Raw genomic sequence first — 13,187 nt, 5'->3', positions numbered from 1 at the left:
GGCTCTTCCCGGCCGCACCGGACGAGCGGAAGGAGCCGACGTGGCTCGCAGGACGACGCCCCAGCGGCCCTTCGCCGGCTGGGACAAGGCGGAGGTCGACCTCGGCAACGCCCGTTGGCGTTCCGGCAGCCGGGGCATCGGAGACGTCCAGATCGCCTTCGTCGAGGGCTTCATCGCGATGCGCAACGCCGGGCGGCCGGCCAGCCGCCCGCTGGTCTTCAACCCGCTGGAATGGCGCGCGTTCGTCGTGAACGCGAGGCACGGTGAGTTCGACGGAGGGACGCCGGGGCGCGGTGCGGCACGGGGGTGAGCGCTTCGTCCACCCCTGGGAAACCGACGATCCGAGGTAGCCCGGTGGTCAGCGCTTGATGCGGCTGCGCAGCGCGAGGACCGCCAGTGCGAGCAGGACGGGCTCGGTGAAGCGGCTGACCATCTCCGTGTACGTGCCCCAGGTGGTCAGGTCCTGGCCGCTGGCGCGGAACACCACGGAGTTCAGCACCACCTGCACGGCCTTGTCGGCGCGCTCCCCGGTGAACCGGTCACCGACCGGCAACGTCAGCCGAGGGTCTTCCTTGTCCACGGTCAGCGTCACCTGCCCGCCGCCGGCGGGCACCGTCCCCGTGGCCACCTGCTCGGGTGAGGAGTCGGGCAGGCCGAGTCCCATCATGAGCACGACGGTGGCGGCCACCGCCACCAGCAGCCAGCCGAGTGCCCGCGAGGCGCGCAGGCCGTATCCGGAGAGCAGCCAGTACCCCCACAGCAGGAACCGTTCACCGGCCGTGGTGTCGGCGCGGTCGTGGCGGCGCATCTCCATCTCGCCGTAGTAGAAGTCGGCCGCGCCCGGCTCGTTCTTGCCGTCCTCGAACGCCTTGCGCAACTGCCTGTAGAGCGTGGCCACGTCCTCCGGGTCGGGGGTGAGGTCCGGGTCGGGGTGGTGGGGGCCGGTGCGCCAGGTCCGGGGCGAGGGCGGCCGGCCGGCCGGAGGGGCGGGTTGGCCCGCGGTCTGCGCGCGCCAGTGGTGCTCCTCGGCCAGGGTGCGTCGGCGGCTCCACCGGTGCGGCCACAGGACGTGGCGGCGGTGAAGGCCGGTGGGCGCGGGGGCGAAGGTGCAGCGTCCTTCCAGGCGGAGTTGATCGAGGTGGAAGGCCCCGGTGAACAGACAGTCGGCCAGGTCGATGTCCGTCAGCACCAAGTGCGCGGCATCCACTCCCCGCATCGAGGCCATCCGGACTCCGGCCCGGGAGCCTGCCGGCAGGTTCTCGTCCACCACCGCCGAGTGGGGGCCGGTCACGAACCGTGTGTGATGCGTGGTGACCGCCAGGGGGAACAGCAGCACGGCGTGGCTGAGATCCACGGCCGCGAAGCGCAGGCGCAGGGTCGCCGTGGACTCCCAGCGCGTCCGCTCGCAGCGCACGGCCTTCGCCGCGATCTCCCACGTCACCGGCGTGTCGAACACCGCGCCGGACATGTCCACCGTGCCCGCACACGTCAGCGGCCCGAAGTGCGCGGTCAGCGGGAACCGCGCCTCGCTGAATTCGGCGTCCCGGGAGAAACGCGCCCCACCGAACTCGGCGTCCTCCGCGAACCGCGCCTTGTAGAACGTGGCGACTCCCGCGAACCGCGTGTCGCTGAACCGAGCCGGTCCGGAGAACTGCACCTCATCGAATCCGGCTGTGCCGAGCACACGTGCTCCGTGGAAATTCGCCGTGCTGGAGAACTTCGCGGCCTCGAATTCGGCGTGTTCCGAGAGCTCCACTCCGTCGAAACTCGCGAAGTTCGCGAAGTTCGCTCCGGCGAACGAAATCCTTCCGGAGGCCCGCATGGCACTGAAGCTCGTGAGGCCCCCGAACGACGCCCCATCGAACCATGCGGTGTCTCCCAGGAACTGGGCCTCGTCGAACACGGTCAGATCGAGGAACGTCGCCCCGTCGAAGTCGGTGTCGCCGCCGAACCGTGTCCGACGGAAGGTGCCGCTCATGGCGAACTCCGCCCCGGAGAAACTTGCCTGGGCGGCGAACCGGGCGTGGAGGAATGCGGCAGGGCCGGCGAACCTTGCCCGGCGGAATCCGGCGTCGCCTAGGAACTCCGCCGTGTCGAACGTCGCCTCTCCGGTGAACTCCGCGCCGTCGAACCTGGCGTCGCCCGAGAACAGTGTCCGGTCGAAGCATGCGTCACGGGTGAACTGCGCTCCCCTGAAGTCCGCGACGCCGGTGCGGTTCGTGGAACCGGCGGGATCGTGAAGGGCGTTGAGGAGCGAGGCGAGGAGCGGCCCGGCGAAGACGGTGTTCCGGTGGTCGATGTCGGCGCCGGGAGTCAGACCCGCGAGGTACGCGTCGCGCCCGGCGTCGGTGACATGGGCCAGGCACCTCGTGCGACCGGGGACGAGAGTGCCGGGGCACCCCGCGAAATCGGCACCGAGGTTGACGCCGTAACCGCAGACCCGCTGCGGGGTGGGGGCCGGAGTGGGACTCATGGCGGCAACTCCCGGGGCGTTTCGACCGATGGCGGGCAGGGGGCCGTCCGACCGTCGAGCCCCCGAGCGGCGCAGCCTAGCGAATCGGCCCCGGCTCGCGAGCGGGGTCGGGGCATCGCGGTTCGCCGTGCGGGCCGCCGCCGGCCTTCGGTGACCGTGCCCGTACGGCCCGCCTTCGCGGGCGGCGCCGCGCACCATGGGTAGCGTGGTGTGCGTGACAGGTGAGAAAGATCTTCGGGTCCTGCTGAGCAACCTGCGTCCGGAGCTGCACCCGGGGCGCTACGTCTACGCGGCCGCGCCCGGCGGCGTCGTGCCCGACGGTGTCGTCCCCGTCGTCACGGTCCTGGAGAGCGAAGGGCTCACACTCGTGCTCCCCGAGGCGGACGCGGCGGCGGCCGGGCTCACCGCCGCCGACTATCCGGCCGCCTGGATCACTCTCCGTGTTCACTCCGCGCTGGCGGCCGTCGGACTGACCGCCGCCGTCTCGCTGGCCCTGACCGATGCGGGCATCAGCTGCAACGTGGTGGCCGGCTTCCACCACGACCACCTCTTCGTCCCGTACGACCGGGCGGACGAGGCCGTCGCCGTCCTGGAGGCGCTGGCCGCCGAGTCCGGCGCCGGGTGACCCGGAGGCAGGCCCCGGCGGATCGGCGCGGAGACCGCGGCGGGCCCGTCCGGGCCCGGCTCGGCGAGGTGGGCCCGGACACGTAACATGTCTGCATGTCCTTCCTCCGCCGCCGTAGCGCCGCCACACCCGCGGGCCCCGACTTCGACGTCCTGGCCATGGACCCGGGCGACTGGCCCGGAAACCTCGGCGCCGGTCTGCTGCCCGCTCCCGACGGCAGCTGTCAGGGCGTCTTCCTGCGCTACGACCTGTTCGGCGGCCGCGGCCCGGCGATGATCATCGGCAACCTCCCGGAGGGCTCGCCCGCCCGCGAGACCGAGGAGGGCCAGGTCCCCTTCGAGGTCGCCCAGCTGCTGCTCGCGCTGGAGAACGACGAGCCGGTCGAGGTCACCGGCACCGAGGACATGCCCGTCATGCAGGGCGACAACCTGCTGATCGTCCGCCGCGTGAAGCTCTCCGAGAGCCGGATCTCCTGCGTGCAGTTCGACCGCAGCGACGGCGTGCTCGTCACCATCGCGAGCTGGGACCGGCCGATCACCGACGACCTGTACACCCTTCTGAAGCCGCTGCCCGCGGAGCTCTTCCAGCAGGGCTGAGCCGGGCGGCGCACGCCGGGCGGCCGCACACTGCCCGGCCCGGCGGCGCCATTTCCGTTCCACATACACACGGCCTCCTCTCGGGAGGCCGTTTTGTCATGCCCCTTGTCGGACAGTCGTCGGACCTCTAGCGTCCTCGGCATGGCTTCAGGGATGACGCGACGTACCACAGTGAAGACAGTGATCGGCGCAACAGGCGCCCTGGCGCTGGGAGTTCCTGCTCTCGCCGGTGAGGCGGCCGCGGCCGTTACCTCCGATGAATCGGCGAAGAGGCGACGAATGGCGGAGGTACCGAACCCGGTACTCAGTTACCGTGCGCCCGCCGGCGACTGGGAGCGCGAATCCCTGCCGATCGGCGGCGGGGCCCTGGGCGCGAGCGTCCATGGCACGCTCGCCTCCGAGCTCCTCACCCTCAACGAGAAGACGCTGTGGACCGGTGGCCCCGGTTCGGCCGGAGGCTACGACTTCGGTAACTGGACCGCCCCCAGACCAGGCGTCCTCACCGGAGTGCAGGAGCGGCTCGACAGCGAGGGCGGCCTCGGCCCCGAGGCCGTGGCCGCCGAACTCGGGCAGCCGCGCCGCGGCTACGGCGCCTACCAGGTCCTCGGGGAACTGCACCTCGACGTGCCCGGAGCGCCCGCCGCCCCCGACGCCTCCTACCGGCGCGGGCTGGACCTGCGCACCGCCCTCGCGTCCGTCGCCTACACCCACGAAGGGGTCGCCCACACCCGGGAGTTCTTCGTCTCCCACCCCGGCTCCGTCATCGCCGGACGACTGGCCGCCGACCGGCCGGGACAGGTGACGTTCACCCTGCGCTACACCTCACCGCGCAACGACTTCACCGCCTCCGCCGACGGTGACCGGATCACCGTGCGCGGCGCCCTCCAGGACAACGGCCTGCGCTTCGAGGCCCAGATCCGGGTGCGGGCCACCGGTGGCAACGTCACCGCCGGTGCCGACGGGAGCCTCACCGTCACCGCCGCCGACAACGCCTGGTTCCTCCTCGCCGCGGGCACCGACTACGCCGACACCTACCCCGCCTACCGCGGCGAGGACCCCCACGCCACCGTCACGGCCGCCGTCGACGCCGCCGCGGCGACCTCGTACGAGAGCGTCCGCGACACCCACGTGAACGACCACCGCACCCTGTTCGACCGGGTCGCCCTCGACATCGGCCAGCAGCTCCCCGACGTACCCACCGACCAGCTGCTCAGCGGCTACACCGGAGGCACCGCCCCCGCGGACCGGGCGCTGGAGGCGCTCTTCTTCCAGTACGGCAGATACCTGCTGATCGCCTCCTCCCGGGCCGGCTCACTGCCCGCCAACCTCCAGGGCGTCTGGAACAACTCCACCACCCCGCCCTGGTCCGCCGACTACCACAGCAACATCAACCTCCAGATGAACTACTGGCTCGCCGAGGCCACCAACCTCGCCGAGACGACCGCACCGTACGACCGCTATGTCGAGGCGATGCGCGAACCCGGCCGCCGGACCGCGCGGGAGATGTTCGGGACCGAGGGCTGGGTCGTGCACAACGAGACCAACCCGTACGGCTTCACCGGCGTCCACGACTGGGCCACCTCGTTCTGGTTCCCCGAGGCCGCCGGCTGGCTCACCCAGCAGATGTACGAGCACTACCGCTTCAGCGGCTCCACCGACTACCTGCGCACCACCGCCTACCCGGCGATGAAGGAGGCCGCCGAGTTCTGGCTGGCCAACCTGCGCACCGACCCGCGCGACGGCCTCCTCGTCGTCACTCCGAGCTACTCGCCCGAGCACGGCGACTTCACCGCCGGGGCCGCGATGTCCCAGCAGATCGTCCACGACCTCCTCACCAACACCCTGGAGGCCGCCGGCACCCTCGGTGACTCCGCCGCCTTCCGCAGCCGTCTCGAAACGGCTCTCGACCACCTCGACCCCGGGCTGCGCATCGGGTCGTGGGGGCAGCTCCAGGAGTGGAAGACCGACCGGGACGACCAGGCCGACGACCACCGCCACGTCTCCCACCTCTTCGGCCTCCACCCCGGCCGCCAGATCGAAGCCGGCAGCAACTGGGCCGAGGCCGCCAAGGTCTCCCTGGGCGCCCGCGGCGACGGCGGCACCGGCTGGTCCAAGGCCTGGAAGATCAATTTCTGGGCGCGGCTGCGGGACGGCAGCCACGCCCACAAGATGCTCTCCGAACAGCTGAAGAGCTCCACCCTGCCCAACCTCTGGGACACCCACCCGCCGTTCCAGATCGACGGCAACTTCGGTGCCACATCGGGCGTCGCCGAGATGCTGCTGCAGAGCCAGCACGACGTCGTCGAGATCCTCCCCGCCCTCCCCGCCGCCTGGCCGGCCGGGTCGGTGCGCGGGCTGCGCGCCCGGGGCGGGTTCACCGTCGACATCGAATGGGCCGGCGGGCAGGCCCGCCGCGCGGTGATCACGGCGAGCCGAACCCGCGAACTGACCGTCCGCAGCACGCTGTTCGCGAGCGGCGAGAAGGTCATCAGGGCGCAGGCGGGGGAGAGCTACACACTGACCCCCGAGGGCTGAGCGAACAGCGAGGTCACCCGCGCCGCCGAGGTGCCGAGCCCCGTGGGACCGCCCAGGTGCCACGGGGCCGCGGTGCCCCGCCGCAGATCCTCCTCGCGGTAGCGCCTGCAGCCCCGGTGCCAGATCAGAATGCCCGCGATCCAGTGCTTCAGCTCCTGGACGTAACCGGCGAGGACCTCCCGCGCCTCGGCGTCCAGGCCGAAGTCGTCGTACAGCACCGGCAGTTCGTTCTCGGCGACGTGCAGGAACTGACGCAGCCGCGACTTCATCAGGTCGTACACGATCTCCATCGCGGTCGGGTAGTCGACCCCGAAGAAGTTCTGCACCACCAGGACGCCGTTGTGCACCTCACCCTCGTACTCGATCTCCTTCTGGTACGAGAAGAGGTCGTTGAGCAGCGCGGCGTAGTCGGCGGCCGCGTTCTCCAGGGAGCGCAGCGGGCCGCTCTCGTAGATCTCCGGCGGCACCCTCCTGCCGTGCCCGAGCCGGCACAGGCTCATCGTCAGGTCCGAGCCGAACGTCATACGCCGCATCTCGACGTAGTCCACCGGGTCGGGAATCCGGTTCTGCGCCTGGTTCGCCAGCTCCCAGAGCCAACTGGCCGTCATGTCCTCGATCGAGGTGCGGAACGCGCGCCGGCCGCTGTCGTCCAGCGGCGCGGCGGTGCGCTCCCAGAGGTCGCCCAGGCCCCGTTCCAGCGCGTTGACGGGTTCGGGCGGCGCGGACCCGTCCAGCGGCATGAAGAGCGACAGCCGCTCGTTCGCGAGACGGGCCCCCGTCAGGTCCCGGGTGCGGCCGTGCACCACCGGGAACCAGTCGTCCCCGTACGTCCCCCACGCCAGCCACTGCGAGGACAGGTCGAGTTCGTCCGGTGTGGCGTCCGGATGGATGCCCGCCGCGCACAGCGGAAGGTCGATCGCCAGCAGCCGCTCCTCGTCCCAGATGTGTGAGCCGGGCACCCCGGGCTGCGCTTCGAGGATGCCCATCCGGTCCGCCCAGTCGACGATCCGGGTCCGGGCGCCGCCCAGATGCGGACTCAGGGTGGTGCCGAACGGGAGGTCGAAGTCGGGCAGCAGGGACGGGCCGACCCGCTGATGCGGCAGATGGGTCAGGCTGCGCAGCCTGGCGGACTCCGAACGCGGTGTGAAGCGGATCGACGCGGCGGACATGCCGAAGCCCGGAGCGGCCTGCGCGGCCCCGCCGTCGTTCATGTAGCGGCTGGAGCGCATGTGCCACTCATGGCCGCCGGACTGCCAGTCCTGCAGCCCCTTGACGTACGCCAGCACGGCCGCGGTCCCGGCCGGGTCGAGGCCTTTGCCGGCGCAGAGCGGGCCCAGTTCGGTCAGCGCGGTGTTCTCGAACTGCTGGAGCCGCGAGGTCAGCAGATCGTTCACCGCCTCCGCCGCCTCCTGGGTCGAGCAGCCGAGGAAGTGTTCGAGGACCAGGACACCGTTGCTGTTCTCGCCCTCGTCCTCGACCTCCCGCTGGTACGAGAAGAGGTCGTTGCGCAGATGGACGCCGTCGGAGAACGCGTCGCGCAGGACGCGCAGCGCCCGCTCACCGGCCACCGCCTCGGGGACCTCCGCCCCGGCCGCGTACTCCACCAGCCCCGCCGACCAGGGCGCACCGCCCACCTTGCGGCGCATCTCGATGTACTCGACGGGGTTCGCGATGCGGCCCTCGTTGATGTTGGCGAGCTCCCACAGCGACTCGTTCAGCAGGTTCTTCGTCGCCTCGGCGAACCGCGTCCGCCACGCGTCCGACATGGCGGGCACCGTCCGCGCCCACAGATCCGCCAGCCCCGCCTCGACCGGGTTGACCGGCTCCGGCGTCGGCGCACCACGCTCCATCGGCATGAACGCGGGCAGCCGGTCCAGATACGCCTTGCCGCCCTCCCGGTCCGGGGTGCGCTTGAACAGCTCCAGGAAGTGGTCGTCGAAGAAGAAGACCCACACGTACCAGTCGGTGACGAGCGACAGGGCCTCGGCCGAGCAGTCGGGGTGGGTGTAGGCACACAGCAGCGCGTAGTCGTGGGAGTCGAGGTCCTTCTCCTCCCAGATACCGGACCCCTCCAGCATCCCTATGGCCCGCGCCCACGTCTTCGTGTGCTGTCGTGCCTCCTCCACATGCGGGTTGAGGCGCGCCGGGTAGGGCACGTAGAAGTCCGGCAGGGTGAAGGGCTGTGCCATGTGCGTCAGGCCTTTCGGTGAGCCTCCGCGTGCACGTCACGCGGTTCGGTCGTGTCCGCGCGAGCACTACCCTTCGGCCGTTCGAGGCACGCGCGGCGGCCATTAATCACACCAGGAGTACGCCCGTTCGAGGGATGCCGACCGGTCGCACCGCCGGTCCGCCGCTGCGTAAAACTCCGGTAACGCGGCACCGCCAGAATCCCGCCGCCCCTTTCCCCTCGCAGGTCAGAGTGCCTGCCACTGGTCTGGTCCACTGGCTCGACTCGCGCCCTCCACCACGCTCTTGACGAGCGATCACCTCAGGTCACAGAGTGTGCGCGCACCACCGAACACGAGATCGGAACACGAAGACCTCTCGACACGCACGGCTCGGGAAACGCCCAGCTCCAAGAAGGGTTGTCATGACGTCCAAGCAGAGGACCAGACTCGCACTCGCGTTGACCACCGCAGGCGCGCTGAGTGTCGCGCTGCTCAGTCCCGCCGCCCAGGCCGGCGCGGACGGGGTGCGGCCGGAGTGCCCGCGCGGTCTCGCATGCGACTGGGTCCCGGCTGCCTACCAGCAGACCGGCGACCCGGCCGACAAGGAGACGTACGGCAACTACGACACCGCGGACCGGCCGCACAGCAACAAGATCAAGTTCATCGTCCTCCATGACACCGAGGAGGACTTCGACACCACCCTGAAGATCTTCCAGAACCCGCTGAAGCAGACGTCGGCCCACTACGTGGTGCGTTCGGGCGACGGGCATGTCACGCAGATGGTGAAGAACAAGGACGTCGCCTGGCAGGCCGGCAACTGGTACCTCAACACCCACTCCATCGGCATCGAGCAGGAGGGCGTCGCCACCGAGGGTGCGAAGTGGTACACCCCCGAGATGTACCGCTCGACCGCCGCGCTCGTGCGCTACCTCGCGGCCAAGTACGACATCCCGCTCGACCGCCAGCACATCATCGGCCACGACGGCGTGCCGCCCACCAGCGCCGCCGGCACCGCGAGCATGCACTGGGACCCGGGCACCTACTGGGACTGGAACCGCTTCATGGCGCTCCTGGGCAAACCCACCGTGCCCACCGCCCGCAAGAGCAGCGAACTGATCACCGTCAGCCCCCGGTTCAAGGACAACAAGCAGGCCTTCCGCGACTGCGAGAAGAACATCGACCTGCCCGTCCAGGGCTCCAGCGCCGTCCCGCTCCACACCGAACCCGACACCGCCTCACCGCTCTTCTCCGACCCGGGACTCCACACCGACGGCTCGCCCGGCACCAACTGCGCCGCCGACTGGGGCAGCAAGATCAGCGCCACCCAGCAGGCCGTCGTCGCCGACCACGCGCCCGGCTGGACGGCGATCTGGTGGTACGGCAAGAAGGCCTGGTTCCAGACCCCGGCCCGGACCCGCACCACCACCCCCACGGCCGGCTACGTCGTCAGGCCGAAGGCGGGCAAGGCGGAGGTACCGGTCTACGGGGTGGCGTACCCCGAGAAGTCCGAGTACCCCGCCGACTTCGCGGACCAGCGGGTGGGCACGGCGCTGCAGTACACCATCAAGGCCGGCCAGTCCTACCCCGGCGGCGGCGAGGCCCCCACCGGCTTCTTCTACGCGCCGACCATCGACGCCTCCTACCCCCTGGACCACGCGTACTTCCGTGGCAAGGAGAAGTACGTGACGGTCCAGATCGGCCACCGCATCGCCTTCGTGAAGGCGTCCGACGTGGACATCGTCCGCGCCCACTGAAAACGTCGGGCCGGCACCCGGGAACCCGGCTGCCGGCCCGACGGCACCACAACAGCGCGCGCCGCGGGCCCGGTGTGTCGGCACCGGACCCGCAGCGCGCATCCCCCGTCCGTCAGGTCAGCGAGTGCCGACCGCGGCTCGTACGGCCCGCCGCGCCATGGCGCAGTCGTCGTGCAGCCGGCGCAGCAGCAGCCGCTGCTCCTCGCCCGACGACAGCGCGCCCGGACGGTCCTGGCCGGTGCGGGCGGGCGCGGAGGTGTCCCGCATGGCCCGCTGGACAGCCGTCTCGTACGTCCGGATCTCCCGGGTCAGCACGAGCATCAGATTGACCAGGAACGCGTCCCGCGCCGCGGGACCAGCGACCTGGGCCAGCTGGCTGATCTGACGCCGCGCCACCGGTGCGTCACCCAGCACCGCCCAGAGCGTCGCCAGGTCGTAGCCCGGCAGATACCAGCCGGCGTGCTCCCAGTCCACCAGCACCGGGCCGGTGGGCGACAGCAGGATGTTGGAGAGCAGCGCGTCCCCGTGGCAGAACTGGCCCATGCCCTGACGGCCCCCGGCGAGACCGTGCAGCAGCTTCTGCAGGTCGCCCAGATCACGGTCCGTGAACAGACCGAGCTCGTGATAGCGCGCGATGCGTGCCGCGTAGTCCAGCGGGGCGTCGAACAGACCGGACGGCGGGCGCCAGGCGTTGACCCGGCTGACCGCGCCGAGCACGGCCCGCAGATCCGCCCGGGGCGGAGCCTCCGACGGGTGCCTCGTCAGCGCCGCCACCCGGCCGGGCATCCGCTCGATGACCAGGGTGCAGTTCTCGGGGTCCGCGGCGATGAGCCGGGGCACCCGGACCGGAGGGCGGTGCCGGACGAACGCCCGGTATGCCGCTATTTCGTGGCGGAAACGCTCCGACCACGCGGGGGAGTGGTCCAGTAAACACTTGGCGACCGCCGTGGCGCGGCCGGTGGAACCGACGAGGAGCACCGAACGGCCGCTCCGCCGCAGGACCTGCACCGGGTTGAACTCGGGGCAGATCCGTTGCACCGAGGCGATCGCCATCCTCAGCTGCGCGCCCTGCGGGCCGGACAGGTCCAGTCTTCCGCTGAGCGAAGGGGCGCCCGGCCCTGCCATCCGCCGGGTCCGACCGATGCCGGGCGCCGGTGCGGCGGCGCGGGGGTCGAGATACGGTCCGCCGCCCGCCCCGAGGGGTCGAAGCGGCCGGGGCGGGGCGGACACGGAGGACGATGCTGTGTACATGGGCGAGACAGATCCCTTCGTGCGCCGACAAGTTGCGTGCGCCGCCCCGGCCGGCGGCCGTTCGGCACCCTGGGGAGTACCTAGGGCTGCCGGGCGGGGTGGCGCACTCCTACCTGACACCGGACCGCCCGTGGCAGACCACGTGGCGACCCCTGGCGAAGCCTGGCGAATAGTCGCAAGGCATCTGACAGGGGGTTACTGTCAACACAGCCGAGAACCTGGGGGCTTGACGTGACCGGAGAACCCAACACCCGCCTTTCCGACCTGTTCGGCCTTGCCGGCTGGTCCAAGGGTGAACTCGCGAGAATGGTGAACAGGCAGGCGGCGGCCATGGGCCACCCCCAACTGGCCACCGACACCTCGCGGGTGAGGCGCTGGATCGACATGGGGGAGTCCCCGCGCGATCCCGTGCCCAAGGTGCTGGCGGCCCTGTTCACCGAGCGGCTCGGTCGTGTCGTGACCATCGAGGACCTCGGGTTCGGCCGACGCGGGCGTGTGGGGAAACGGCAGGAGACCGGGACGGAACACAATCCCGACCAACTCCCGTGGGCGCCCGAGCGGACGGCAGCGGTCCTCACCGAATTCACGGGAATGGACCTCATGCTCAACCGACGCGGCTTGGTGAGCGCGGGCGCCGCGCTCGCCGCCGGCTCCACGATCGCCGGCCCCATGCACGACTGGCTGCACACCGACCCCGTACTGGCGGCCGACGCCCCACGTATCGACGACCCCGTGCACGCGGACCCGGCCGGTTACGACCGGTACGAGGCCGCGCCCATCGGCTCGGAGGAGATCGAGGCACTGGAGCGCTCCGTGGAGGTGTTCCGCGCCTGGGACGCCTCCCGCGGCGGCGGCCTCCAGCGCAAGGCCGTGGTGGGCCAGCTCAACGAGGTGGGCGGCATGCTCGCCTACCGCCACCCCGACCACCTGCAGCGACGCCTCTGGGGCGTCGCCGCCAACCTCGCCGTGCTCGCGGGCTGGATGTCCCACGACATCGGTCTCGAACCCACGGCGCAGAAGTACTTCGTCATCGCCGCCCACGCGGCGCGCGAGGGCGGCGACCGCCCGCGCGCCGGCGAGGCACTCTCCCGGGCGGCCCGCCAGATGGTCCACCTGGGCCGTCCCGACGACGCCCTCGACCTCATGAAGCTCGCCAAGTCCGGCTCGGGCGACATGGTCCTGCCGCGCACCCAGGCGATGCTGCACACCATCGAGGCCTGGGCGCAGGCGTCCATGGGCCGGGGCCAGGCCATGCGCCGCACCCTCGGCCGCGCCGAGGAGCTCTTCGTCTCGGACAAGGGCGACGTGCCCCCGCCGAGTTGGATGCAGATGTTCGACGAGGCCGATCTGCACGGTATGCAGGCCCTGGCGTTCCGCACGCTGGCCGAGCACGACCCCTCGGCGGCCGTCATGGCCCAGCGCCACGCCAAGCAGGCGCTGGAGCTGCGGGTCAACGGACGCCAGCGGTCCAAGATCTTCGACTACATCTCGCTGGCCTCGGCCTGCTTCATCGCCGACGACCCCGAGCAGGCCGACCGCTATGCCCGGCTCGCCCTGGTGACGATGGGGGAGACCTCGTCGCACCGCACCTGGGACCGGCTGCGCGAGATGTACCGGCTGACCGGTCAGTTCGCCGGCTACGCGAAGATCGAGGACCTGCGCGAGGAGATCCAGCTCTCGCTGCCGCAGAGCTCCATCATCAAGAAGCCCAGGAGTTCCGGGATCTGACCTGCTGGCGCCACGACGGGGAGGCGCCGCCCCTCGACACCCGTGCCGTGCCGTCGC

9 protein-coding genes are annotated in these 13,187 nt (G+C 71.0%); 6 read left to right on the top strand and 3 right to left on the bottom strand.

The genetic code is table 11. The features are described 5' to 3' along the window. Nucleotides 1-40 precede the first annotated feature (40 nt). A complete protein-coding gene (locus OG408_RS03155) occupies nt 41-310 on the top strand; it encodes a DUF397 domain-containing protein (RefSeq protein ID WP_266787119.1) in 270 nt (89 codons plus the stop codon). 48 nt (nt 311-358) lie between these two features. Here the strand turns inward: OG408_RS03155 and OG408_RS03150 are convergent, their stop codons facing one another. Next, on the bottom strand, nt 359-2,473 hold the full coding sequence (locus OG408_RS03150; RefSeq protein ID WP_326668039.1) for a pentapeptide repeat-containing protein: 2,115 nt from the start codon (nt 2,471-2,473) through the stop codon (nt 359-361). Nucleotides 2,474-2,687: 214 nt separating this feature from the next. Between OG408_RS03150 and OG408_RS03145 the strand changes: the two genes are divergently transcribed. From OG408_RS03145 to OG408_RS03135, 3 genes are all read left to right on the top strand, one after another. After that, nucleotides 2,688-3,098, top strand: a complete 411-nt coding sequence (locus OG408_RS03145) for an ACT domain-containing protein (RefSeq protein ID WP_266787123.1) — start codon at nt 2,688-2,690, stop codon at nt 3,096-3,098. A 95-nt stretch (nt 3,099-3,193) separates the two neighbouring features. Beyond that, nucleotides 3,194-3,694, top strand: a complete 501-nt coding sequence (locus OG408_RS03140; protein WP_018550733.1) for a hypothetical protein — start codon at nt 3,194-3,196, stop codon at nt 3,692-3,694. Nucleotides 3,695-3,973: 279 nt separating this feature from the next. Beyond that, nucleotides 3,974-6,229, top strand: a complete 2,256-nt coding sequence (locus tag OG408_RS03135) for a glycoside hydrolase family 95 protein (protein WP_326668035.1) — start codon at nt 3,974-3,976, stop codon at nt 6,227-6,229. Here the strand turns inward: OG408_RS03135 and OG408_RS03130 are convergent. Further along, on the bottom strand, nt 6,205-8,418 hold the full coding sequence (locus tag OG408_RS03130) for a terpene synthase family protein (protein WP_326668033.1): 2,214 nt from the start codon (nt 8,416-8,418) through the stop codon (nt 6,205-6,207). The two genes, OG408_RS03135 and OG408_RS03130, sit on opposite strands and share 25 nt — an antisense overlap. A 401-nt stretch (nt 8,419-8,819) precedes the next feature. Between OG408_RS03130 and OG408_RS03125 the strand changes: the two genes are divergently transcribed. Continuing rightward, a complete protein-coding gene (locus tag OG408_RS03125; RefSeq protein ID WP_266787129.1) occupies nt 8,820-10,151 on the top strand; it encodes an N-acetylmuramoyl-L-alanine amidase in 1,332 nt (443 codons plus the stop codon). Between the two features lie 117 nt (nt 10,152-10,268). Here OG408_RS03125 and OG408_RS03120 read toward each other — a convergent pair whose 3' ends face one another. Further along, nucleotides 10,269-11,402 carry an aminoglycoside phosphotransferase family protein gene (locus OG408_RS03120; protein WP_266787131.1) on the bottom strand — a complete coding sequence of 378 codons (1,134 nt, stop codon included), beginning with the start codon at nt 11,400-11,402 and terminating at the stop codon, nt 10,269-10,271. A gap of 231 nt (nt 11,403-11,633) precedes the next feature. Here OG408_RS03120 and OG408_RS03115 point away from each other — a divergent pair, with 231 nt between their 5' ends. Further along, nucleotides 11,634-13,130 carry a DNA-binding protein NsdB gene (locus OG408_RS03115; protein ID WP_285564092.1) on the top strand — a complete coding sequence of 499 codons (1,497 nt, stop codon included), beginning with the start codon at nt 11,634-11,636 and terminating at the stop codon, nt 13,128-13,130. Nucleotides 13,131-13,187: the final 57 nt, after the last annotated feature.

This window comes from Streptomyces sp. NBC_01257 (assembly GCF_035917255.1).
In the GTDB taxonomy this organism is placed as follows: Bacteria; Actinomycetota; Actinomycetes; order Streptomycetales; family Streptomycetaceae; genus Streptomyces.
The sequence above is the reverse complement of the archived record's forward strand: the minus strand, read 5'-3'. Positions and strand labels throughout refer to the sequence as shown.

Coding starts and splice junctions, on each gene's coding strand:
- OG408_RS03125 (WP_266787129.1), top strand. CDS start 8,820: ATGACGTCCAAGCAGAGGACCAGACTCGCACTCGCGTTGACCACCGCA.
- OG408_RS03135 (WP_326668035.1), top strand. CDS start 3,974: ATGGCGGAGGTACCGAACCCGGTACTCAGTTACCGTGCGCCCGCCGGC.
- OG408_RS03130 (WP_326668033.1), bottom strand. CDS start 8,418: ATGGCACAGCCCTTCACCCTGCCGGACTTCTACGTGCCCTACCCGGCG.
- OG408_RS03120 (WP_266787131.1), bottom strand. CDS start 11,402: ATGTACACAGCATCGTCCTCCGTGTCCGCCCCGCCCCGGCCGCTTCGA.
- OG408_RS03140 (WP_018550733.1), top strand. CDS start 3,194: ATGTCCTTCCTCCGCCGCCGTAGCGCCGCCACACCCGCGGGCCCCGAC.
- OG408_RS03150 (WP_326668039.1), bottom strand. CDS start 2,473: ATGAGTCCCACTCCGGCCCCCACCCCGCAGCGGGTCTGCGGTTACGGC.